22 protein-coding genes are annotated in these 22,815 nt (G+C 40.7%); 18 read left to right on the forward strand and 4 right to left on the reverse strand.

The window, feature by feature from the left end:
• Window positions 1–75 precede the first annotated feature (75 nt).
• Window positions 76–999 carry an LpxL/LpxP family Kdo(2)-lipid IV(A) lauroyl/palmitoleoyl acyltransferase gene (gene lpxL / locus PNIG_RS14315; RefSeq protein ID WP_011329241.1) on the forward strand — a complete coding sequence of 308 codons (924 nt, stop codon included), beginning with the start codon at window positions 76–78 and terminating at the stop codon, window positions 997–999.
• Window positions 1,000–1,047: 48 nt separating this feature from the next.
• On the forward strand, window positions 1,048–1,614 hold the full coding sequence (locus PNIG_RS14320) for a toxin co-regulated pilus biosynthesis Q family protein (protein ID WP_089368755.1): 567 nt from the start codon (window positions 1,048–1,050) through the stop codon (window positions 1,612–1,614).
• 67 nt (window positions 1,615–1,681) lie between these two features.
• Here the strand turns inward: PNIG_RS14320 and glnE are convergent, their stop codons facing one another.
• Entirely contained in the window at window positions 1,682–4,477 is a 2,796-nt protein-coding gene (gene glnE, locus PNIG_RS14325) for a bifunctional [glutamate--ammonia ligase]-adenylyl-L-tyrosine phosphorylase/[glutamate--ammonia-ligase] adenylyltransferase (RefSeq protein ID WP_089368756.1), read from the reverse strand.
• Window positions 4,478–4,556: 79 nt separating this feature from the next.
• Between glnE and PNIG_RS14330 the strand changes: the two genes are divergently transcribed.
• The 6 genes from PNIG_RS14330 to ruvX all read left to right on the forward strand — a co-directional run bounded on the left by PNIG_RS14330 (window position 4,557) and on the right by ruvX (window position 8,969).
• Entirely contained in the window at window positions 4,557–5,450 is an 894-nt protein-coding gene (locus tag PNIG_RS14330) for a DUF350 domain-containing protein (protein ID WP_011329244.1), read from the forward strand.
• 67 nt (window positions 5,451–5,517) lie between these two features.
• Window positions 5,518–5,997 (forward strand): hypothetical protein, encoded by a 480-nt coding sequence (locus tag PNIG_RS14335; protein WP_089368757.1) that lies wholly within the window; start codon window positions 5,518–5,520, stop codon window positions 5,995–5,997.
• A gap of 72 nt (window positions 5,998–6,069) precedes the next feature.
• A complete protein-coding gene (rsmE, locus tag PNIG_RS14340; RefSeq protein WP_011329246.1) occupies window positions 6,070–6,804 on the forward strand; it encodes a 16S rRNA (uracil(1498)-N(3))-methyltransferase in 735 nt (244 codons plus the stop codon).
• Between the two features lie 54 nt (window positions 6,805–6,858).
• Window positions 6,859–7,809 carry a glutathione synthase gene (gene gshB / locus PNIG_RS14345; protein WP_089368758.1) on the forward strand — a complete coding sequence of 317 codons (951 nt, stop codon included), beginning with the start codon at window positions 6,859–6,861 and terminating at the stop codon, window positions 7,807–7,809.
• A 140-nt stretch (window positions 7,810–7,949) separates the two neighbouring features.
• Entirely contained in the window at window positions 7,950–8,507 is a 558-nt protein-coding gene (locus PNIG_RS14350; RefSeq protein ID WP_058374183.1) for a YqgE/AlgH family protein, read from the forward strand.
• Between the two features lie 12 nt (window positions 8,508–8,519).
• Window positions 8,520–8,969, forward strand: a complete 450-nt coding sequence (ruvX, locus tag PNIG_RS14355; protein WP_011329249.1) for a Holliday junction resolvase RuvX — start codon at window positions 8,520–8,522, stop codon at window positions 8,967–8,969.
• A 66-nt stretch (window positions 8,970–9,035) separates the two neighbouring features.
• On the opposite strand, the gene PNIG_RS14360 is transcribed toward ruvX, so the two are convergent.
• Together PNIG_RS14360 and PNIG_RS14365 are read right to left on the reverse strand one after the other, a co-directional pair.
• On the reverse strand, window positions 9,036–10,172 hold the full coding sequence (locus PNIG_RS14360; RefSeq protein ID WP_011329250.1) for a PilT/PilU family type 4a pilus ATPase: 1,137 nt from the start codon (window positions 10,170–10,172) through the stop codon (window positions 9,036–9,038).
• A 9-nt stretch (window positions 10,173–10,181) separates the two neighbouring features.
• The gene (locus PNIG_RS14365) at window positions 10,182–11,222 is read right to left on the reverse strand and encodes a type IV pilus twitching motility protein PilT (RefSeq protein WP_041454575.1); all 1,041 of its coding nucleotides are present in this window, start codon (window positions 11,220–11,222) and stop codon (window positions 10,182–10,184) included.
• A gap of 2 nt (window positions 11,223–11,224) precedes the next feature.
• On the opposite strand from PNIG_RS14365, the gene PNIG_RS14370 reads away from it, so the two are divergent.
• The 8 genes from PNIG_RS14370 (at window position 11,225) to PNIG_RS14405 (ending at window position 18,386) form a co-directional block, all read left to right on the forward strand.
• A complete protein-coding gene (locus tag PNIG_RS14370; protein ID WP_011329252.1) occupies window positions 11,225–11,938 on the forward strand; it encodes a YggS family pyridoxal phosphate-dependent enzyme in 714 nt (237 codons plus the stop codon).
• A 17-nt stretch (window positions 11,939–11,955) separates the two neighbouring features.
• The gene (gene proC, locus PNIG_RS14375) at window positions 11,956–12,777 is read left to right on the forward strand and encodes a pyrroline-5-carboxylate reductase (RefSeq protein WP_011329253.1); all 822 of its coding nucleotides are present in this window, start codon (window positions 11,956–11,958) and stop codon (window positions 12,775–12,777) included.
• Between the two features lie 12 nt (window positions 12,778–12,789).
• A complete protein-coding gene (locus PNIG_RS14380) occupies window positions 12,790–13,323 on the forward strand; it encodes a YggT family protein (protein ID WP_089368759.1) in 534 nt (177 codons plus the stop codon).
• Window positions 13,324–13,381: 58 nt separating this feature from the next.
• The gene (locus PNIG_RS14385; protein WP_011329255.1) at window positions 13,382–13,825 is read left to right on the forward strand and encodes a DUF4426 domain-containing protein; all 444 of its coding nucleotides are present in this window, start codon (window positions 13,382–13,384) and stop codon (window positions 13,823–13,825) included.
• 7 nt (window positions 13,826–13,832) lie between these two features.
• Window positions 13,833–14,432 (forward strand): RdgB/HAM1 family non-canonical purine NTP pyrophosphatase, encoded by a 600-nt coding sequence (gene rdgB / locus PNIG_RS14390; protein ID WP_041454577.1) that lies wholly within the window; start codon window positions 13,833–13,835, stop codon window positions 14,430–14,432.
• The gene (gene hemW / locus PNIG_RS14395) at window positions 14,429–15,565 is read left to right on the forward strand and encodes a radical SAM family heme chaperone HemW (protein WP_011329257.1); all 1,137 of its coding nucleotides are present in this window, start codon (window positions 14,429–14,431) and stop codon (window positions 15,563–15,565) included. Before rdgB ends, hemW begins: the two co-directional genes overlap by 4 nt.
• A 110-nt stretch (window positions 15,566–15,675) precedes the next feature.
• On the forward strand, window positions 15,676–17,508 hold the full coding sequence (locus PNIG_RS14400; protein WP_089368760.1) for a DUF885 domain-containing protein: 1,833 nt from the start codon (window positions 15,676–15,678) through the stop codon (window positions 17,506–17,508).
• Window positions 17,509–17,699: 191 nt separating this feature from the next.
• Window positions 17,700–18,386 carry a hypothetical protein gene (locus tag PNIG_RS14405; RefSeq protein WP_089368761.1) on the forward strand — a complete coding sequence of 229 codons (687 nt, stop codon included), beginning with the start codon at window positions 17,700–17,702 and terminating at the stop codon, window positions 18,384–18,386.
• Here the strand turns inward: PNIG_RS14405 and PNIG_RS14410 are convergent.
• Window positions 18,355–19,071: an SIMPL domain-containing protein gene (locus tag PNIG_RS14410; protein WP_011329260.1), complete on the reverse strand. Its 717-nt coding sequence runs from the start codon at window positions 19,069–19,071 to the stop codon at window positions 18,355–18,357. The two genes, PNIG_RS14405 and PNIG_RS14410, sit on opposite strands and share 32 nt — an antisense overlap.
• Before the next feature lie 112 nt (window positions 19,072–19,183).
• Here PNIG_RS14410 and PNIG_RS14415 point away from each other — a divergent pair, with 112 nt between their 5' ends.
• Both PNIG_RS14415 and PNIG_RS14420 read left to right on the forward strand, forming a co-directional pair.
• Window positions 19,184–21,850 (forward strand): bifunctional acetate--CoA ligase family protein/GNAT family N-acetyltransferase, encoded by a 2,667-nt coding sequence (locus PNIG_RS14415; protein ID WP_089368762.1) that lies wholly within the window; start codon window positions 19,184–19,186, stop codon window positions 21,848–21,850.
• A complete protein-coding gene (locus PNIG_RS14420) occupies window positions 21,851–22,804 on the forward strand; it encodes an ion transporter (protein ID WP_011329262.1) in 954 nt (317 codons plus the stop codon). It abuts the gene before it with no gap.
• The last annotated feature ends 11 nt before the right edge of the window (window positions 22,805–22,815 follow it).

Consider the following 22,815-nt stretch of genomic DNA (forward strand, 5'->3'; position numbering starts at 1 on the left):
CAGCATTTTGCTGGCTTTTTGTGTTTTATAGCGCTTAGCGTTAAACTAGCGTTTTTATTATTAGAGAATTTTTTTGTGGTTACCTCATCTCCTTTTAAAATATCTTTTTTGGGTCCTCGTTACTGGTTAACTTGGGTGGGTGTTTTCTTTTTATATTTAATTTCGTGGCTACCACAAAAGCTACAACTAGCAATGGGCAAGCAGCTTGGCCGATTAGTGCATAAATATATGAAGCGACGCCGCCATATTGCTGAGGTAAATATAAGACACTGCTTCCCAGATATGAGCGAAGCAGACCAACAAGCATTAGTATTAAAAAACATGGAAAATACCGGAATGGCCATGGTCGAAACCGGTATGGCATGGTGGTGGCCAAAGTGGCGAGTACAAAAAGCTTACGGTTCAATTAAAGGGCTTGAGCACTTTGAGCGCATTCAAGCGTCGGGCAAAGGCGTGTTAATGCTAGTTCCGCATATTTTGCATCTTGAAATGGCGAGCCGTGTAATGGGATTAAAATACCAAGGCTTAGGTTTTTATCGCCCGCACAACAATCCGCTTATGGAATACTTTACTACCAATGGCCGCTTGCGCTCTAACGAATATTTAATTGGCCGAAAAGACGTAAAAGGTTTATTAAAAGCACTTAAAAACAAAAAAATATGTTACTACTTACCTGATCAAGATTATGGTCGTAAGCATTGTGAATTTGTGCCATTTTTTGCCGTACCAGACACAGCAACAACCACAGGAACGCTAATGTTTGCAGCCAGTAAACACTGTGAAACAGTTAGTTTAGTTAGCCGTCGCGACGAACACGGTAAATACCACTTAGAAGTATTACCTGAACTTGAAAACTTCCCCAGTGGCGACAAGAAAGCCGATGTCACTCGTGTTAACCAACGTATAGAGCAAGCAATTAATGCCGCTCCTGAGCAATATATGTGGCTACACCGCCGCTTTAAAACACGCCCCGATGAAAATAGCACTTCTTTTTATTAAAAGTAATGGTATAACAATAGATAATAAAAATAAAAATGAGTACCAACTATGTGGTTCTGGATTAAACATTTATCACTGGCTGCGGGGCTAATAATTCTCGCAGTCTACTTTTTATTAGGTGATGGTCCAGTATTTGATTTTAAAGAATCAAACAATGCAGCGGCGCAAGGATTAAGTCGGTTTTACTCTTCAATTCGTAATAAAGTGAGCAGCGAGCAAGGTAAGTTTGTATTGCAGCTTAAAAAGCCAGAACAAACTCTTGAGCGTGTTTTAGCTGAGCGCATGCGTATTATTGAACCGATTCCAAAAACCTGGACAGGTAAAATTGAGCCTCGACGCTTTGAAAACGGGTCAACACTAAAAAAGGCGTTATCGCAATATGCCAGTAATGAAGGCATAGAGTTATATTGGTATTTAAGTAAAGATTACGTCGTTAAAGATCATTTTAGAGTCGATAGCAATTTCACTTCTACCTTGTATCAAGTAGGGCGTGCAATTAACGACGACTTTGAAAACGAAGTATACACTTACTTATGTCATAAACAGCGCGCGGCCGTAATTACTGAACTACCTTCTGAATTTGTTCGCACTAACTGCTTACAACTTAAAACTTGAACTTAATAATTAGCACTTTGATACTCATCTGAGTATCAAAGTGACGCGCGCTTAACCAAAGTTCAAGTTAACTTAATTCAAACACAGTTTGCCAGATTGCAGTTACATTTTTAATGTCATCACTAAATTGTGCACGCTCTGTGCAGCGCCCTTGCTGATCTAAACTCAACACATGATAGCGCGAACGGTAATTAATATACGCCTGAATTAATTGCTGCTTTTGCGCCTTGGTAATGCAGCCAAGCTTTGCAGCATCAGTTAAAATTCTGACGTTATCGGAATACACACATAGCTCTTCAAATTGTTGCGCATAATTTAGCACTAAGTACTGAGTAATAAATTCAATATCTGTCATTGCGCCAACATCTTGCTTTAAATCAAATTGCTGCTCATTTCCTGTTGCTAAATGTTCACGCATTTTTTCACGCATTTTTATTACATCGTCTTTGAGCACTTTTTTATCGCGCGGCTGACACAGTATATTTTTACGAATTTGCGCAAAACGCTCAACAAATTCAGCTTGCCCTAAAATCAGCCTAGCTCGCACTAGCGCTTGATGCTCCCACGTCCATGCCTGTGTTTGTTGGTAATGATTAAAGCTCTCTAGGTTAATTGCCAGTAACCCCGATGCGCCTTCAGGGCGTAGTCGTGTATCAAGCTCATATAAAATCCCCGAAGCGGTTCGGGTATTAAATAAATGCATTAAACGTTGCGCCAATTTTAAATAAAATTGCCTTGAATCTATTGGCTTTACACCATTAGTTTGGCTGCTGCCATCGTGGTTATGTACAAAGACTAAATCTAAATCAGAGTCATAACCCACTTCAAAGCCACCGGTTTTACCATAGGCAATAACCGCAAAACCTTTGCTTTCGTCGTTAGTACTAGGTGGCATACCAAAGCGTTTTACACAATTGTGCCATGCAATATTAACGGCCTGATCGACAATAGCCTCCGCCAGTGCCGTTAAATGATCGCTCACCTTCATTACATCCATAACATCGGTGGCATCGGCAGCGGCAATTCGTAACTGATGCGTTTGTTTAAACTGCCGTAACGCCTCCATTTGCATTTCTAAGTCGTCGGGCTCAATACGTAAAAAATATTGCCTAATTTCGTCTTTATAGGCGCTTAAAGGTGTTGGCTTATAAAGTACTGCGGGGTCTATTAGCTCATCAAGCAAAATAGGGTAAAGCGAAATATGCTCACCTATCCATTTACTATAACAACACAATAATACTAACTGCTTTAAGGCACCTGGGTTTTCGTATAACAGCTCTAAATAGGCGGTACGCGAAATTATTTTATTGAGTATTTGGCAAATAACATTAAATGTTTCGGCAGTGGCATTAAAGTCGTTCATTTGTTTGAGTAAAACCGGCATTAATTTATCAAGAATATTACGCCCTCGATTACCCACTTTTGCTTTAGATATACGTTGTTTAAAGTCGTGTAGTGGTGTTTGCCAATCTTCCCTGGGATCATTTAAAAAACTCACATCACCATGATCCCAAGTACTAATAAATGCGCCTTCGCAAGTATCTAGCGGCTCGGTTTCCTCCCCTATTACATGATTAAACTCATTATGAATTTGCCCCATTACATGCTCTAAATAGCTTAACGTAGCGCTAAAGTCGGGCTGATTGAGTAAATAGTTTAAACGTTGCTGATTTAGCTCCTCATCCGGGAGGGTTTGCGTTTGTTGGTCATCAAATATTTGTAGGTACTGCTCTACTTTACGCAGGTATAAGTAGTTTTTTTGCAGATCTTTTGCTTCAAGCTCATCAATTACTTGGCTTAAGCTAAGCTCTTTAAGGGCGTGTAATAATGATTGAGTTTGCAAATTAGCCTCTCGCCCACCACGTACCATTTGTAGTGCTTGTACAATAAATTCAACTTCTCGTATTCCGCCTGCGCCTAGTTTTATATTGTTGGTTAGGCGCTTACGACGTACTTCTTGAGCAATCATCAACTTCATTTTTCGCAGCGACTCAATCACCGAAAAGTCAATATAGCGTCTATATACAAACGGCTTTAATAGCTGGTTAAACTCGCTAAAATAAATGTTAGGCGTGCCAATTAAGCGCCCTTTTAACATGGCATAACGTTCCCAATCACGGCCTTGCTCTTGGTAATAATCTTCAATTGCATTAAAGCTCATAACTAACGGGCCACTTTCACCAAAAGGTCGCAGTCGCATATCTACTCTAAATACTTGGCCGTCAACGGTCACTTGATTAAGTGCGGTTATTAACTTTTGCGCCACTTTGGTATAAAACACTTGGGCTTCGAGCGAGCGACGCCCGCCTTGGGTTTTAATATTGCGAGGATAGGCAAAAATAAGATCTATATCTGATGAGTAATTTAGCTCTTGTCCGCCAAGCTTACCCATTCCTAACACCATTAAAGGCAATGGCTGACCTTGTTCATTTAAAGGCTCACCATTGGTTTTTGCCACCTGTGTATAAGCCCACTGATTTGCACTTTCTATTAGGTTATCTGCTAATTGGCTTACATACTTGATACTATCGGCAATTGGGTTGTCGCAACATAAATCTAAAAAAGCCACTTTAAGCCAGTACTTTTCTCGGTATTGCCGCAGTAATTTATGGCAATCGCGCTCATCAATATTATTTAGGTCTAAGTCAATCAAAGGAGCTGCAATCACCCTATTTTTAATTTCGGTGTTACATAATAACCAGTTTTTTAGCTCAGGTTGCGATGTTAAACAGCGCCATGCAAAGTCACTCAAGGCTAATAACCGTACCAGCGCTAATTCTTGCTTTTGTTGTGGATAAAGCTGTTCGAAGCGTGTTTCGCCAAGTTTTTGTAATTGAATGGGAAGTTGCTTTACGTTACTCATCAATACTCTCTTTTATATCATCAATAACCGTACTAGAATGATTAAAAACCTATTAAGGTAAATACTACTTAGGAAAACCATGTCATATTTGTCATTATCTAACACTAGTTTACTTGCGATTGCTATTAGTTTTATTGTTATTTGCGTGATCATAATGAGCTTAAGAATAACCACTCAACTAAAAGCAAAACAAGCGCTTAAAGATGAGTTAGCGCAGCATGATAACTTTGCAATGGGGATTAGTTTTGCCTCAGAAATATCGGTGGTGATTGCCTCAGTAGCATTTTTATTTGATGAAATAAGCATAAGCACAGCGCAATCGAACCCATTAAAAGTGATCTTTTTAATCGTTTTATTATTTTTATTTATTAAAGTAGGTCACTTAATTCATCGCAAATGGATTTTGCATCGCTTTAATGAAGAAGCCGCTATTTTAAAACAAAATGTCTGCGCCGCACTGGTCGACTCAGGTATGTTAATTGCAAACTGTATTATTACTTTAGGGCTTTACACTTGGACTCACACTCAAGGTTTTAGCAGTTTACTCATTGCCTTTGTAAGTTTTTTTGTACTACAAGGTATGTTTGCTTTTGATAGTAAAATACGTGAATACCACTTTGCCAAAGCTAACCAAGGCGCATCGCTACAAAGTAACTTTGGCCTTGAAAATACCTCTATTGGTATTCGTTACGCGGGTAAATCAATTGGTTTATCGCTGGCCGCGTATGCTGGTTTGTCCAGCGCAGCGTTTCAAAATGGTAAGATGGTCGAAAATTTATTTACACTCGTGATGCATTGCGGTGTAATGTGGGTGCTACTTTACAGTTTAACTTATGTAATAAAAAAGATTTCGTTACCAAATATCGATACTTCGCTGGAAATTGATCATCAAGATAATATTGGTATTGCTTGTATCGAATTTGCGGTTTTTTGTGCTGTAGGTTATTTGCTTATTAGTATGTTTTCAATTTAACACCAAGCTGATTAAATATAATATTTAATCAGCTTGTGAACACTTTGCTTAAGTGTAATGGGGCCTTATGCTATTTGATGTAACCAATTATCTGTTAGTTGATATAGATAATGAGTTTAGCAGAGCATTTGCTGAGTACTCTTTTAATCATGCTCAGAGCCAATCACCCAGCGGGTTAATAGCAGCTGGTAGCCACACCCGGCAGTTAGTAAAAATGATGTTTGATGAACTTATAAAAGATTACTGCTATTGCGACTTTGAAAATGAAATTAGTGTATCAGAGCTCGCTACCTACTTGCATGATCATCATAAAATTAAAGGCGTATTATTTAACCGTGTTGATTACTTACTTGGCGATGATAAACAGCGCTTTATTTATAACTCACTACACAAAAGTCGCTTTTTAGTTAGCCAAGACGAAAATGGCTTTTCGTTTAGCCCAGTAACAGACCCAGGGCATTCAAATCACTTATCGTGCCATACCGATATAGCACAAGCGTCACTAAACCTAATAGAGACTGATGAGCAATTTAATAAAAATAAATAATTGCACCTAGCTCACAGCTTACTTACCATAGCGGCATATAACTTTTATGCACTAACCAATAAGTGACACCACATGCGAGTTCCTCATATTTATCAGGCATCGAGTATTGCCTTAAACACTCCCGTTACATTAGATGACGACGCTGCAGGGCATATTGGCCGAGTATTGCGAATGAAAGTAGGCGAGCACGTGTCTATTTTTAATGGTGAAGGCGGTGAATACCTTAGTGAAATTATTGAGGTGACTAAAAAAAATGTCGTGGTTATGCCACAACAGCTAAATACTCATGATGTAGAGTCGCCCTTAAAAATTCACTTAGGCCAATGCGTATCGCGTGGCGATAAAATGGATTTTACCATTCAAAAATCGGTGGAACTGGGTATTACCGAAATCACCCCTATTTTTAGTCAGCGTTGCGGCGTTAAATTGATGGGCGATCGACTTGATAAAAAACACCAACAATGGCAAAAAATAGCCATAGCCGCCGCAGAGCAATCTGGGCGTAATTTTGTACCTGTTGTTCATCCGCCGGTAGATCTAAAGCAATGGCTTGCACAGCAAAGTGCAGCAATTAAGCTCACTTTGCATCCACGTGCCGAGCACAGTATCAAAACAATTACCGTCCCAAAAGATGGCGTACGCTTTTTAGTTGGCCCTGAAGGCGGCTTTACTGATGAGGAAATGGCGCAAACAAAGCAACAAAACTTTGTAGATATTCGCTTAGGCCCGCGCGTATTACGCACCGAAACAGCAGCATTAACTGTTTTAAGTGCATTACAGCTGCAGTTTGGCGACTTAGCTAATTGAAATAACTAAAAGTACCCACATATATATATTAATATTCATATTAAGGCACAGCGCATGGCAATTAAGTTAGGCATTATTTCAGATCCTATTAGCGGATTTAATATTAAAAAAGACACTGGTTTTGCAATGATGATGCAAGCGCAAGCACGTGGCTATGAAATTTACTATATGGAAATGGATGATCTTTCACTACGCCAAGGTCAGGCATATGCTACAGCTGCAAAAGCACAGGTTTTTGACGATCCAAACAATTGGTACCAGCTTGAGCAAAAAACCACTATTGCACTTGGCGATTTAGACGTTATTTTAATGCGTAAAGATCCCCCTTTTGATACCGAATACATATACGCAACGTATATTTTAGAGCGTGCCGAACAAGCAGGTACACTCATAGTTAACAAGCCACAAAGCCTGCGCGACGCAAACGAAAAGCTGTTTACAGCTTGGTTTAGCGAACACACGCCCGACACTTTAGTAACGCGCAGCCAAAAGCAAATTCGTGAGTTTTTAGCGCAGCATAAAGACATTATTTTAAAACCGCTTGATGGCATGGGTGGCGCGTCGATTTTTAGAGTTAAAGCAGACGATGCTAACATTGGTGTAATTTGTGAAACATTAACCGAGCACGGCAGTCGCTTTGCCATGGTACAAAATTATGTTCCAGAGATCACTCAAGGCGATAAGCGCGTATTGGTTGTTGATGGCGAAGTAATTCCATATTGCTTGGCGCGTATTCCACAAAACGGAGAAACACGCGGTAACTTAGCCGTAGGTGGACGCGGCGAAGCACGTCCTTTAAGTGAATCCGATTTAAAAATTGCACAAGCTGTGGCACCAACACTTAAAGAAAAAGGCCTAATTTTTGTCGGCTTAGATATTATTGGCGACAAATTAACCGAAATTAACGTAACCGCACCAACCTGTGTTAAAGAAATTGAAGCGGCGTACGATATTTCAATTACGGGTATTTTATTTGACGCAATTGAAAAACGACTCGCTAAATAAGTTAGCGTTATTAAAAGCGCTTTCATATTGTAAGGTTTAAGGTATTCATTATTTTTAAATCGTATGAAAGTGCTTATTTTGTTTTAAAAACATGGGTATGTGCCATACTAAAAATTCATTAACTAAAAAGGGTGAAATCTATGCAGTCATTAGAAAATCATTTTTTAATCGCAATGCCGTCGATGCAAGACCCTTTTTTTAAACGTGCTGTTACCTATATTTGTGAGCACAATGAAGACGGGGCTATGGGCTTGGTAATCAACCAACCTATTAATATTACCGTAGGTGAGTTACTCGATAAAATAGAAATTGATAACGACAAAACTCAGCAAGCAGCGCAAGTTAGCGTATATGCTGGCGGGCCGGTTAAAACCGACCGTGGTTTTGTACTGCACTCTCCAAAGCATGGTTACTCTGCGAGCCAAACGCTCAGCAGTGATATCATGATCACCACCTCTAAAGATGTACTCGCTTCGTTAACCACAGCACAAGCACCTGAACAATTTATTATTACTTTGGGCTACTCTGGCTGGGAGCAAGGTCAATTAGAACAAGAGCTATTGGATAATAGCTGGCTGATAATTAAAGCTGATCCGAAAATTATTTTTGACACCCCCGTTGAAAAACGCTGGGAAAAAGCAGTTTCTATGCTGGGCTTTGATATAAGTCAACTCAGCCCTGAAGCTGGTCATGCTTAACAAGATAAACTTATGACAAAAAAAAACTTCAAGCCGCAAGGCCAGCGTACTGTAATGGGCTTTGACTTTGGCACCAAAAGTATTGGTATTGCTATAGGTCAAGAGCTCACTGGCAGCGCATCGAGCCTTAAAGCTGTAAAAGCACAAGATGGCATTCCTAATTGGGATGACATAGCAGTACAAGTAAACGAATGGCAGCCCGATTTAATGGTGGTAGGTTTACCGCTAAATATGGATGGCACCGCCCAAGAGGTAACTTTTAAAGCTAAAAAGTTTGCTAATCGATTACACAATCACTATGCCATACCGGTAGAAACACAAGATGAGCGCTTAACCACCGCCGATGCTAAAGCGCGCTTGTTTGAGCAAGGCGGTTATAAAAACTTAGGCAAAGGCAAAGTAGATAACATGTCTGCGGTGATTATTTTAGAGAGCTTTTTTGAAACAAGTTACGGTGAGTAAAAATATTAGGTGTTAGGCTTTGAATATCAGAGCTTTTAAGCTGATACCCAAAGCCTTCTCTTTAACTTAACTAATATTGCCTTTATCATCAAGGCCATCAATAGTGACCCCTTGTAAAAAGCCCGCCCCTTGCTGCTCATTGTTGCGCAGCTTTATCATTAAGCGCAAATCGTTCGCCGAATCTGCATGGTGCAATGCATCTGCATAATTGATTCGTTGCTGTTTATACAACTCAAATAAGGCCTGATCAAAGGTCTGCATGCCCATTTCTTTCGATTTAGCCATGGTTTCTTTTATACCGCCTATATCACCATTTTTAATTAGCTCTGCAACCATAGGTGAATTAAGCAATATTTCAATAGCAGCAACTCGACCTTGCCCGTCAGATGTGGGGATCAGCTGCTGGGCAATAATAGCGCGTAAATTTAATGCTAGATCGTACTTAAGCTTATCGTGCTTTTCTTTTGGCACTAAATGCATGATCCGATCTATCGCTTGGTTAGCGTTGTTTGCATGCAAGGTAGCCACACATAAATGCCCTGTTTCTGCAAAGCTTAATGCATACTCCATGGTTTCTTGTGAGCGTATTTCGCCTATTAATATTACGTCGGGTGCTTGGCGTAACGAGCTTTTAAGCGCTGACTCAAAACTTTCGGTATCTAGCCCTACTTCGCGTTGAGTAATAATACTTTTACGGTGTTCGTGTACAAACTCAATCGGGTCTTCAATGGTTAATATATGTCCGCGCTGATTACGGTTTCTATAGCCAATAAGTGCAGCAAGTGAGGTTGACTTACCCGTACCGGTTCCCCCCACAAATAGCACTAAACCACGTTTCGACATAATCACATCGGTAAGTGTAGACGGCAGCCCAAGTTCGCCAATTTCAGGTATTTTAGTAACAATACGACGAATAACCATGCCCGCTTTATCGCGCTGCCAAAATGCCGAAACACGAAAACGACCTTCGTCAGTGGCAATCGCAAAGTTGCATTCTTTCGTTGTATGAAACTCGGCTTTTTGTTTTTCACTCATTGCCGATTCAACCAACTCAAGTGATTGCTCATCGCTGAGCGGCTCATCATCAAGCGGGGTTAATTCACCATTAATTTTAGCGCTGATAGGCAGTTGGCTTGAAACAAATAAATCAGAGCCTTTTTTATCTATCATTATTTGTAAAAAGTTATTTAAAGATAAAGCCATTAGTATTCCTTAACCACCGAACTGAGTTTTGTCTTGCGCTTTAGCTTGCGCTGCAATATTGGTAACAATGCCATGATTAACTAAGTTTGTTAAACATTGATCCATTGTTTGCATTCCATGCGAAGCGCCAGTTTGAATAGACGAGTACATTTGCGCCACTTTATCTTCACGAATTAAGTTACGAATAGCAGGTACTGCAAGCATAATTTCGTGAGCAGCTACTCGCCCACCGCCAATTTTTTTAAGCAGGGTTTGCGAAATTACCGCACGTAATGATTCCGAGAGCATAGAGCGGATCATAGCTTTTTCTTCACCTGGGAATACATCTATAATACGGTCAATGGTTTTAGGTGCAGAGGTGGTGTGCAAAGTGCCAAATACTAAGTGACCAGTTTCGGCTGCTGTCATTGCCAGGCGAATGGTTTCCAGATCACGTAATTCACCAACTAATATTACATCTGGATCTTCACGAAGTGCACTGCGTAGCGCATTTTTAAAGCTATGTGTGTCGCGATGTACTTCTCGCTGGTTAATCAGACTTAATTTGTTATCGTGGACAAACTCTATTGGATCTTCAATAGTGAGAATATGGTGATGTTTTGTTTGATTTATATAATCAACCATAGCCGCTAATGTTGTCGACTTACCTGACCCTGTAGGGCCAGTTACTAATACTAAGCCGCGAGGATTATCGGCAATGGTTTTAAAAATATCGGGAGCACCTAAATCATCTAGTGTGAGCACTTCACTGGGGATCGTACGAAATACAGCGGCTGGGCCACGATGAGTATTAAAGGCATTAACACGAAAACGTGCTAAATTAGGCACTTCAAATGAAAAATCCACTTCGAGATTTTGTTCGTAGTCCTTGCGCTGGTTATCGTTCATAATATCGTAAACTAGGTTGTTTACATCTTTGTCTCCTAGTGCTGGTATATTAATACGCCGCACATCGCCGTCTACGCGTATCATAGGTGAAACCCCTGATGATAAATGTAAATCGGATGCTTTGTGTTGCACACTAAACGCCAATAATTCGGTAATATCCATTTATGACTCCACAACTAACTGATAAATATATGGTTACAATAGCAGAACGACTCACATCCGCCTACGCTAGAATTGCAGTAGCGGCAAAAAACGCCCAACGAAATAGTAACGAAATAACCTTACTTGCAGTATCAAAAACCAAACCAAGTGCCGATATTATTGCTGCCTACAAGCATGGCCAACGCCAATTTGGTGAGTCTTATGTTCAAGAGGCTGTAGATAAAATAGCGCAACTACACGCATATAGCGATATCATTTGGCATTTCATTGGCCCTATTCAATCAAATAAAAGCGCATTAGTGGCCGCCAATTTTGCTTGGGTACAAAGTGTTGATCGGATTAAAATAGCGAAACGCTTAAACAGCCAACGACCAGCCGATAAAGCCGCGCTTAATGTGCTTATTCAAGTAAATATTAGTAATGAAGAGGCTAAGTCGGGTTGCCAGCTTAATGAAGTAGCCGAACTGGCCAGTTTTATTAACCAATGTGAACAATTAACTTTACGCGGACTAATGGCTATTCCGGCTAAAAGCGATGATATTACAACGCAAACTCAATATTTTAAGCAATTACAAACTTGCTTTGATAAACTACAGACCCAATATCCTCAAGTAGATACTTTGTCGATGGGGATGAGCAATGATGTTGAAGCTGCAATTAGTGCAGGCTCAACCATGGTGAGGATCGGCACAGACATTTTTGGCACACGAACTTAAAAGGTGATAACAGATATATGTCAGATAAAACAATCGCATTTATAGGCACAGGTAATATGAGCTACGCCATTATTGGTGGCATGGTAAAAAATGGGTTTAATGCAAACAATATTATTGCCACAAACCGTAACCAAGAAAAGCTGGCCAAAGTGGCAGCCGATTTCAAGGTGAAAACCACCAGTGACAATAACGAAGCCCTGCGCGATGCTGACGTAATTGTACTTTCTGTTAAACCACAAATGATGGGCGATTTATGTAAATCGTTTCAAGAGTCGGGTGTCGACTTTAGCGATAAACTGTTTATTTCAGTAGCAGCTGGTTTAACCGTAAAACGTTTGCGCGAAATGCTTGGCCAAGACGTGAAAATGATACGTTGTATGCCTAATACACCTTCGCTACTTGGCCGTGGTGTATCCGGTTTATATGGCGCTGGCGAAACGCCAAGCGAGCACGAATTTGTACAACAAGTTTTTGAATGCACTGGCATTGTAGTGTGGGTTGAGCAAGAATCGCAAATTAACGATATTATTGCAGTTACAGGCTCATCGCCTGCTTATTTTTTCTTATTTATGGAAGCCATAGAAGAGAAAGCCAAAGCACTGGGCTTTAACGATGCAGATGCACGTCGCTTAGTACAACAAACAGCACTTGGCGCTGCCGAAATGGCACTAAGCCAACCCGATATAACCATTTCGCAGTTACGCTCAAACGTAACATCTAAAGGTGGTACTACGCATGCAGCCGTTGAACATTTAAAAGATAAAGGCTTAACCCAAACCGTTGCCGATGCCATGGATGCGTGTATTACGCGTGCACAGCAAATGGAACAAGAACTTTAAGAAGGTTAAATTATGAATGCCATGCAATTTTTAATCAGTACCCTGTTTGATCTATTTTTAATGGTGGTATTACTGCGTTTTTGGCTACAGTGGGCAAAAGCCGACTTTTACAACCCAATGAGCCAATTTGTGGTTAAAGCCACCTCTTTCGCAGTAAAGCCACTGCGTAAAGTTATTCCTGGGTTTGGAGGCCTTGATTTAGCCTCGCTATTGCTGGCATTTTTTGTTGCCGCAGCCAAAATAAGTGTGCTTATGTGGCTTATTTATAAGTCATGGGCTATACAACCTGTACTTATTCAAGCATTAATCACCGTACTAAAAGAAGGTTTAAACTTAGTTTTTTGGGTACTTATTATTCGCGCTATTCTAAGCTGGGTTAGCCAAGGCTACAACCCAATAGAAGCGGTATTCCACCAGCTGACTGAACCTATGTTAAAACCTATTCGTAAAATTCTACCATCGCTAGGTGGCTTAGATTTATCGGTTTTAGTGCTTATTATTGGTATTCAGTTTTTACAAATGCTGCTTATGGATCTGTTAGTTTAAGCGCTTATTTTAGCTAAAGAGGTCACAAGACCTCTTTTTTATGTTTTAGGAGTTAATTATGCAACGGTTAATTAAATTGTTTTTTATTACCTGTTTAGCTTTTACCTTTAATGCCCACAGTGAGCAAGTTTCCGGCGCGCAGTACAAAGAGTTAGGTCAGTGGCAAGTACATTACATCGCTTTTCCTTCAACCTTTGTGCAACCTAAAATAGCCCAAGCTTATGGCCTTGAGCGTAGCGGCTACAAAGGGATTGTTAATATATCTATATTAGCTAATGATACCAATAACACGGCGCAAAAGGCCGTGCTAAAAGGCACAGCTAAAAATCTACTCGGCAATAAACAAACGCTTAACTTTAAAGAAGTAATTGAAGGCGATGCAATTTATTACCTTGCTCAAGTTAACTACACTAACGAAGAAGTTTTACGTTTTGAGATTGAAATACAGCAAGACTCACAATTTCAAAAATTACAGTTTCAGCAAAAATTTTACGTAGATTAAATAACTTATGATAAAAACTTTAGTACTTGCCACAGGCAACCCTGGCAAAGTAAATGAACTTGCAAACATGCTCAGCCCACTCAATATTAATGTTGTGCCGCAAAGCGACTTTAACGTAGGTGAGGTGGCCGAAACCGGTACCACTTTTGTAGAAAATGCCATTATTAAAGCCCGCCATGCTGCCCTAATTACCGGTATGCCTGCTATTGCTGATGACTCGGGATTAGAAGTAGATGGTTTAAATGGTGCGCCAGGTGTGTACTCGGCGCGCTTTGCCGGTGCAGGTGCAACCGATCAAGATAACATAGATAAGCTACTACTTGAGCTGGGTAATAACCCAATTAGAACCGCACGCTTTTGGTGTGTACTGGTATTAATGCGCCATGCTAATGACCCAACTCCGCTTATTTGTAGTGCCAGTTGGGAAGGTGAAATAACCCTAACCCAAAATGGCGAAGGCGGCTTTGGTTACGACCCGGTATTTTTTGTACCAACGCTTAATTGCACCAGTGCCGAGCTTACAAAAGAGCAAAAAAATGCCATTAGCCATCGCGGTCAAGCATTACAAAATTTACTACAGCAACTTAAGCTAAAAGGCGGCCTGTGAACCTACCACCACTAAGCTTATATGTGCACGTACCTTGGTGCGTGCAAAAATGCCCATATTGCGACTTTAATAGCCACGGACAAAAAGGTGAAATTCCTGAAGCTGAATATGTGCAGCATTTAATTGATGATTTAAAAGCCGACCTGCATTTGGTGCAAGGGCGTAAAATTCATAGTATTTTTATTGGTGGTGGCACACCTAGCTTATTAACTGGCGCAGCTTACACACGCCTACTTAGTGAGGTTAAAAGCCTTATTGGGCTTGAAGATAACTGCGAAATAACCCTTGAAGCAAACCCAGGCACCGTTGAAACTGGCCGCTTTAAAGATTATGTAAAAGCAGGTATTAACCGCATTTCTATTGGTGTGCAAAGCATGCAAAACGACAAGCTTAAAGCGCTTGGCCGTATTCATGGCAGCGACGAGGCAAACTACGCCGCAGAGCAAGCTAAAGAAGCGGGGTTAAATAGCTTTAATCTTGATTTAATGCATGGCTTACCTGGGCAAACTCTCGATGATGCACTGGGTGATTTAAAGCAAATCATTGCCCTTAACCCGCCGCATATTTCTTGGTATCAGCTTACTATTGAGCCCAATACACAATTTGCTTCTAAGCCGCCTACCCTGCCACAAGACGAAACCCTATGGGACATTCAAGAGCAAGGCCAAGAGTTACTTGCCCAAGCAGGTTACCTGCAATACGAAATATCAGGCTATGCAAAGCCCGGCTATCAATGCCAACACAACTTAAATTATTGGCGTTTTGGCGATTATATCGGTATTGGTTGTGGCGCGCATGGTAAGGTAACTGATGCAAATACAGGCATAATAACCCGCACCGAAAAAGTTAAGCACCCGCGTGGTTACATGGATCTGATCAAACCTTACTTGTTTAAAAGCTGGCAGGTTGAACAAGACGATTTAGCATTTGAGTTTTTTATGAATCGCTTTCGTCTAGTAGAGCCTTGCCCTATTAACGACTTTAATGCGCTTACACAGCAGCCATTACAAAGCCAACAACACGCGCTACAACAGGCAATTAAAACGGGCTTATTAATACAAACCGATAGCCATTGGCAAGTAACACTGAAAGGTCAGCGCTTTTTAAATGATCTGCTAGAGTTATTTGTTTAACTCTAGGTTCTAGGTTCTAGATTCTAGATTCTAGGTTCTAGGTTCTAGGTTCTAGGTTCTAGGTTCTAGGTTCTAGGTTCTAGGTTCTAGGTTCATCAAGAGGATAAATAATGCGTAAATTTACTTTTATTGCAGCTGCAGTAAGCGTTGCACTACTTGCTGGTTGCCAGCAAGCTACACAACAAGTAACAGCAGCACCTGCGGTACAGGCACAACCAGTACAAAGCGAAATAAACAAAGCAAATACATTTTTTGAAGATACCTTTACTCGTGACGTAATGAGCAGCCCTGTGTATCAAACTTACATGGGTATTAAGCAAGATTACGACAAGTGGGACGATGGTAGCGAAGCTAAAAAATTAAAAGATTTTGCACAAACCAAAGCTGATTTAGTAACGCTTAATAGCATTAATCGTGCTCAGCTTGATGATGCAACTAAAGTAAGTTACGACTTAAAAAAGCAAGATCTTGAAAACTCAATTGCTGACTTCAAATGGCGTTACCACAGTTACCCGGTAAACCAAATGTACGGCACTCACTCTATGATCGCGGCATTTTTAATTAACCAGCATCAAGTAAGTGATGTAAAAGACGCTAAAGCGTATATATCTCGCTTAAACGGTGTGCCAGCAGTATTTGATCAGTTAATTACTGATTTAGAAGTACGTGCTGAAAAAGGCATTATTGCACCTAAGTTTGTATTCCCGCATGTTATCGACTCAAGTAAAAATATTATAAAAGGCGCTCCATTTGAGCAAGGCGACGACTCTACATTGCTTAGCGACTTTAAACGCAAAGTTAATAAACTAGAAATCAGTCAAAGCGAAAAAGACAGCCTAACAGCTGATGCAGTAGATGCTTTAAAGTCGGCTGTTAAACCTGCTTACTCTAAACTGATTAATTACATAGCCCAACTTGAAAAACGCGCAGATAACCGCGACGGTGCATGGAAATTCCCTGACGGCGAAGCGTTTTATAACAATGCGTTAAAGCGCACTACTACAACAGATCTAACAGCAAAAGAAATACACGCTATTGGCCTTGCTGAAGTAGCTCGTATTCATGACGAAATGCGCGCCATTAAAGATAAAGTAGGTTTTAAAGGCGATTTAGCCGCTTTCATGCAGTTTATGAAAACCGACAAGCAGTTTTATTTACCAAATACTGATGCCGCTAAAGAGCAATATATTAGCCAAGCAACCGACCTAATTAATAATATGAAGTCGCGTCTTGATGAGTTATTTATTGTAAAACCAAAAGCCGATATGATAGTAAAACGCGTTGAGGCATTTCGTGAAAAAGCAGCTGGCAAAGCGTTTTATCAACAACCGGCACCAGATGGCTCTCGCCCAGGTGTTTACTACACCAACCTTTACGACATGGAAGCTATGCCTACTTACCAAATGGAAGCACTAGCCTATCATGAAGGCATTCCGGGACATCATATGCAAATTGCTATTTCGCAAGAGCTAGAAGGCGTGCCTAAGTTTCGTAAATTTGGTGGCTACACTGCTTATATTGAAGGTTGGGGTTTATACTCTGAGCTAGTACCAAAAGAAATGGGCTTATACGAAGACCCATATTCTGACTTTGGTCGCCTTTCGATGGAATTATGGCGCGCAGCACGTTTAGTGGTTGATACAGGTATTCACGCTATGCAGTGGAACCGCCAACAAGGTATTGATTACTACGTAAATAACACACCTAATGCGACCTCTGACGGGGTTAAAATGGTTGAGCGTCACATTGTAATGCCATCGCAAGCAACTGCTTATAAAGTGGGTATGCTGAAGATTTTAGAACTACGTGAAAATGCAAAGCAGCAACTAGGTGATAAGTTTGATATTCGCCAGTTCCACGACGTAGTGCTTAAAAATGGCCCAGTACCACTTAACGTACTAGAAAACTTTGTTAATCAGTGGATAGCAAGTAAACAAGCTTAACTTGTAATAACTCAGTAACAATATAGAAGGTCGCTTATGCGGCCTTTTTTTGTTTTATAAGCCAATTGTTTAAGCTAGAGTAGGTAACCTGAGCTCCGGATAATAAAATTAAATATAACTATGATTCAATACATTAGTAAATCTCTTAACCAGTGTTCTGGCTAGGTAATAATAAACTAAGGAGATAAGCCATGGAATTATGCATACAATTACTTAACGCACGCCTTGCTAAGTATCAACTCGACGAGCTTGATAACGACTTTAAGCAGTTAACGCCTGCTCAGCAAGCAAGCCAATTAATGCACTTGTATCAAAGCGCGCAGCGAATGAGTGTTAAATATAACTTTATGCAAAATGTGGCAATCCGTATTTTAACCAATAACCCTTTACCAACATCGTTTATTAGCCAACTAAGCACCCTAGACGCATTAAGCTTTTTTACACCTGCGCTTAAAGTTAACAAGGGTTTTTTGGCGCAAAATGAGGCCGGTAACACTGTGTTGCATACTGTATTTAAACACCCTGATGCAGATAATTTACCGTTTAACTATGTGCGTTCGTTAATGTTATTTGAATCTAACGATGACTTACTAAAAGCGCTGGCACAGCCTAACCTGCAAGGGTTAACGCCAGTTGCCTGTTATATTGCTTATGCAAATAAACCGACTACGCCAATAAAGCATGAGTTCTCGGCGCTACTCGCATTAATGGAAATGGAGCAAAAGCAAAATGCACAAGCAAAACAGCAATTATTAAATGTATTACAAAGCAATACGGTAAACGAAACCACGCTTTTATTAAGCGCTGCCTATTTACAGCGCTCAATAACTCAAGTGATTAATTTACTTAGTCAGAAAGATAATATTCCACACTCGTAACCACGCGAATATTTTTGATTTGCGGCGTATTAGAGTCACGATCACTAATGCTAAATTGCCCTTGGCGAGCCGTTTTTATTTTACCTAATTTTGAATTTGAGTCTTTGGCAAATTTAGTCGCAACTTCACGGGCTTTTTCGGTGGCCTCTTGTACCATTGCTGGTTTAATGTCGTTTAAACCAGTGAACATATACTCCACACGGGTTTCGTAGTTATCTTGCACTATGGCAATATTTTGCTTAGCCAGCTGACTTACCTTGCTCAGGGCATTTTTTACTTTGTCGGGCGCATTTGAATAAACAATAATATTAGAGCGCACTATATATCTAAATTGTTGATTTTCGCTGCCGTATTCGCGAGCTTGTTTATCTATAATTGATTGGCTGCCAGTGCTAATTTCTTCATCATCAAAGCCGTGTAACTTTAAAAATGCAATTACTGCATCGTTTTTACCCTCAACTCTACTCACTAACGCTTCTAAGTTATTGTCGGCATCACTAAATTGTAGTGGCCAGATCACGGTATCGGCCAGCACTTCTTGCTCAGCCAATCCTTTTACTTGTACGGTACGTTCCATACCTTTGATATCAAGCGCAGCACCTTTTAAAATAAATCCTAAGCTAATTAGGCCTATACTTAAACAAATAGCCGCAATAACAATATTAAAGTTAGATACTTTATTCATTAAAACTCCCTTGTTAAGCGCCTAAAACAACCCTAAACGCTCGAAAATATAATATAAACAGAGTACATTGTGAAATTACAGATAGCAAAGATTAATCAGCATAGGAAAAGCCATGAGTCTCAAGCGTATCAGTCAGTTTTTTAACCCAAGCTCAGTAGCCGTTATTGGGGCATCTAACACGCCAACCCGCGCTGGCTACGTAGTTATGCGTAACTTATTGCAAAGTGGTTTTAAAGGGCCAATTATGCCAGTAACACCAAACCACACTGCGGTACATGGTGTACTGGCATACCCTAGTATTGATGCCCTACCAAAAGTACCTGATCTCGCGGTTATTTGTACCAATAAAAACACCTTAGACCTTATTATTGAGCAACTTGGAAAACTGGGCTGTCATAATGCCATCATAATTGCTGACGGCTTAAGTAACGCACAAAAACAAACTTTAAAAGAGTGCGCACGTAGCCATCAAGTTACGCTGTTGGGCCCAAATTCTTTAGGGTTATTAATTCCTCATATTGGCCTAAATGCCAGCTTTTCACATACCGTAGCGAGCCCTGGCAAACTCGCTTTTGTTTCACAATCGGCGGCAGTGTGCTCAACCATTTTAGATTGGGCAAAAAATAAAGAAATTGGCTTTTCTTACTTTGTGTCAATGGGCGATTGTCTGGATATTAAATTTACTGAATTGCTCGACTTTTTAGGTCGCGATGCTAAAACTACGGCTATTTTGCTCTACATAGATAACATTGAGGACAGTCGCAGCTTTATTTCAGCCGCTCGAGCGGCTGCTTTTAGCAAACCCGTAATTGTAATTAAAACGGGCAGGACCCATGCGGGCGCTATTGCCGCTGAAGCTCAGTCGGGAATAGCGCATAGCTCGGATGCGGTATACGATGCTCTATTTCAGCGCGCGGGTATGTTAAGAGTAAACGATTTACGCGAGCTATTTGCTGCAACGCAAACATTAGCCATGCACCCAAAATTATTAAAAGTAGAGCAGCTCACTATTTTAACCAATGGTGGCGGCCCTGGCGTAATGGCAGTAGATGAGCTAATACAAAGTTCAGGTAAATTAACGCAATTGAGTGAAGAGACATGTGATGCACTCAATAAAGTAATTCCTCGCTCAGAGAAGGCCTCAAACCCGGTGGATATTTTTGGTGACTCAGCCCCGAGCCGCTATAAGCAGGCGTTAGAAATTCTACTTAAAGCTCCTGAAGTAAAAAACTTACTGATTATTCACACTCCATCTGCGCTAGCACCTAGCGAAGACTATGCAAATATTATTGTTAAAACCTTACAAGCACTCCCAAAAATGGCGCGCCCGTATGTTATTACTAACTTTACCGGTGAAGATGCCGCCTATGCTGCTAGGCGTGTTTGCGCTAATAACGCGATCCCAACTTATCGTACTCCCGAGGGCGCTGTTGGGGCCTTTATGCACTTAGTTAGTTATCGACGCAATCAAAAGCATTTAACCCAAACACCTGAGTCGAATACCGTAGATACAAAAATTAATAAGTCGGCAGCTAAAGCCTTAGTAAATGAATTTTTAGAAGAAGGACAAAGTTATTTACCGACCCATCAAGCGAGCCAAATTTTAAGTCATTACGGTATTGAGTGTATTCAAACCGAAGTGGCTTACACGCCAACAGAAGCAAAAGAGCAAGCCATTGAGTTAGGGTTTCCGGTGGCGCTAAAATTAATTAGCCCAAGCATTCCTTCAAAATCTGAAGTGGGTGGCGTAGTGCTTAACTTAAATGACGCTCAAGAAGTAGAGCAAACTGCTTTTTCGATGTTATTAAGAATAAAGAACACTTATCCCGATGCCGTTATTGATGGTTTTTCGCTACAAAAAATGGCGCCGCGTGCCGGAGCCAACGAGCTGCGAATAGCAATAAAAACAGAGCCTAATTTTGGTCCCGTTATTTTACTAGGAGAAGCAGGCACCGGCCTTGAATACGCACAAGCAGCAGTAGCTTTGCCCCCGCTAAATATGAACCTAGCAAAATACTTAATTGCCGCGGCGCACGATAAAGGCGTACTAAAGGATCGTATTCTACCTGAAAAAGTAGATAAATATCGGCTCTGCGCACTGCTTACTCGCATCTCGCAGTTAGTAATTGATCAGCCCGACATTAGTTCCTTAGAGCTCAACCCTATATTAGCCAGTAATGGGCAATTTTTAGTGCTGGACGCCACCATGACCATTAACCGCTATCGAGTGCAAACGCATCGTAAACGTTTATCTATTCGCCCCTACCCGATTGAATTGGTAGAGGCCGTAACGTTAAAAAATAATACCCAAGCGACGCTGCGCCCAATTAAACCAGAAGATGAGCAAGCACATCAGCAGTTCGATCAGTCTTTAACTAAAGAGGATCGCTATAAACGATTTTTTGGGGAGTTAAGGCAGTTTAATCACGACCAACTCGCTAAAATGACGCAAATAGATTACGACCGTGAAATGGCCTTTATTGTATCTCAAACATATCAAGGGCAGCCTCGCACTCTTGGCGTATCGCGCGTTATTATGGATCCTGATAATTTACAGGCCGAATTTGCCGTTGTAGTGCGCTCAGACTGCCAAGGCCTTGGCCTAGGTCGTATATTAATGACAGCCGCAATTGAGCACTGTAAGCGCCAAGGAGTTAAATCTATTGAAGGGATTACTTTACCAGAGAATACCGGCATGATTGAGCTTGCGCGTAAATTGGGCTTTAAAATAAGCCGCGACTTTGAAGAAGGCAGTATAAATATGGTACTTAAACTATAAATGAACTATATACGAAAACTTAGACAAAAAATTGCGCACACTTTTGAAGCCTCTGGAGAGTATCAGCGCGCGGGGCACATACTTGATGTAATGCTGGTTTGTCTCATAATGGTCAACGTAGTTGCCATTGTCCTTGAGTCTGTATCGAGTATTGCTAAGCAGTACCATGAAGAATTTTTCTTATTAGAAATTGTTTCCATAACTATATTTTCTATTGAATACATAATACGGCTTTGGACCTGTGTAGACAGAGTTAAATATGCAGCTATTGAGGGTTCAAATACCAAACGACGCTTGCACTATATTTTTTCGCCTTTAGCATTAATTGATTTAATTGCTATATTACCTAGCTTATTGATGTTTTTCTTTATGCTAGATTTGCGCTTTTTACGAGTTTTAAGGTTACTGCGAGTATTTAAGTTAACCCGTTATTCGCGTGCTATGCAGTTGCTGTTACAAGCATTTATTGATGAAGGCAGTACACTTTTAGCGGCATTTTTTATTATGGCCGTGGTGCTTATTTTAGCCTCTTGTGGTATTTACTTGCTTGAACACGATATACAGCCCGATAAATTTGGCTCTATCCCTGCAGCAATGTGGTGGGCTATGGCAACGCTAACTACCGTAGGTTACGGCGACGTAGTGCCCATAACACCTATTGGTAAACTATTTGGTGGGGTAATAACCCTAGTGAGTATGGGAATGGTTGCAGTGCCTACCGGTTTACTTGCATCGAGCTTTTCAGAGCAAGTACGCAAACGCCGTCAAGTATTCGAAAATGCAGTACATGAACAGATCACTAACGGCACTCTCAGCGAGGAGCACCTCAGTCACCTTGAAGATCTGCGTTACAAACTAGGGCTGAGTAAACTAGAGGCCAATAAAGCCATAAAAGTTCAGCTTAACGAGCGCAGCGAACACATGTTTTGTAGAAACTGTGGCAAGCGCCCATAAATAGGTTAAAA

Source organism: Pseudoalteromonas nigrifaciens (genome assembly GCF_002221505.1).
Lineage (GTDB): Bacteria > Pseudomonadota > Gammaproteobacteria > Enterobacterales > Alteromonadaceae > Pseudoalteromonas > Pseudoalteromonas nigrifaciens.

Coding starts and splice junctions, on each gene's coding strand:
- PNIG_RS14365 (WP_041454575.1), bottom strand. CDS start 11,222: ATGGATATTACCGAATTATTGGCGTTTAGTGTGCAACACAAAGCATCC.
- proC (WP_011329253.1), top strand. CDS start 11,956: ATGTCAGATAAAACAATCGCATTTATAGGCACAGGTAATATGAGCTAC.
- PNIG_RS14370 (WP_011329252.1), top strand. CDS start 11,225: ATGACTCCACAACTAACTGATAAATATATGGTTACAATAGCAGAACGA.
- PNIG_RS14400 (WP_089368760.1), top strand. CDS start 15,676: ATGCGTAAATTTACTTTTATTGCAGCTGCAGTAAGCGTTGCACTACTT.
- PNIG_RS14405 (WP_089368761.1), top strand. CDS start 17,700: ATGGAATTATGCATACAATTACTTAACGCACGCCTTGCTAAGTATCAA.
- rdgB (WP_041454577.1), top strand. CDS start 13,833: ATGATAAAAACTTTAGTACTTGCCACAGGCAACCCTGGCAAAGTAAAT.
- PNIG_RS14350 (WP_058374183.1), top strand. CDS start 7,950: ATGCAGTCATTAGAAAATCATTTTTTAATCGCAATGCCGTCGATGCAA.
- PNIG_RS14380 (WP_089368759.1), top strand. CDS start 12,790: ATGAATGCCATGCAATTTTTAATCAGTACCCTGTTTGATCTATTTTTA.
- rsmE (WP_011329246.1), top strand. CDS start 6,070: ATGCGAGTTCCTCATATTTATCAGGCATCGAGTATTGCCTTAAACACT.
- PNIG_RS14320 (WP_089368755.1), top strand. CDS start 1,048: ATGTGGTTCTGGATTAAACATTTATCACTGGCTGCGGGGCTAATAATT.
- gshB (WP_089368758.1), top strand. CDS start 6,859: ATGGCAATTAAGTTAGGCATTATTTCAGATCCTATTAGCGGATTTAAT.
- glnE (WP_089368756.1), bottom strand. CDS start 4,477: ATGAGTAACGTAAAGCAACTTCCCATTCAATTACAAAAACTTGGCGAA.
- PNIG_RS14420 (WP_011329262.1), top strand. CDS start 21,851: ATGAACTATATACGAAAACTTAGACAAAAAATTGCGCACACTTTTGAA.
- PNIG_RS14410 (WP_011329260.1), bottom strand. CDS start 19,071: ATGAATAAAGTATCTAACTTTAATATTGTTATTGCGGCTATTTGTTTA.
- ruvX (WP_011329249.1), top strand. CDS start 8,520: ATGACAAAAAAAAACTTCAAGCCGCAAGGCCAGCGTACTGTAATGGGC.
- PNIG_RS14385 (WP_011329255.1), top strand. CDS start 13,382: ATGCAACGGTTAATTAAATTGTTTTTTATTACCTGTTTAGCTTTTACC.
- PNIG_RS14360 (WP_011329250.1), bottom strand. CDS start 10,172: ATGGCTTTATCTTTAAATAACTTTTTACAAATAATGATAGATAAAAAA.
- PNIG_RS14335 (WP_089368757.1), top strand. CDS start 5,518: ATGCTATTTGATGTAACCAATTATCTGTTAGTTGATATAGATAATGAG.
- PNIG_RS14330 (WP_011329244.1), top strand. CDS start 4,557: ATGTCATATTTGTCATTATCTAACACTAGTTTACTTGCGATTGCTATT.
- PNIG_RS14415 (WP_089368762.1), top strand. CDS start 19,184: ATGAGTCTCAAGCGTATCAGTCAGTTTTTTAACCCAAGCTCAGTAGCC.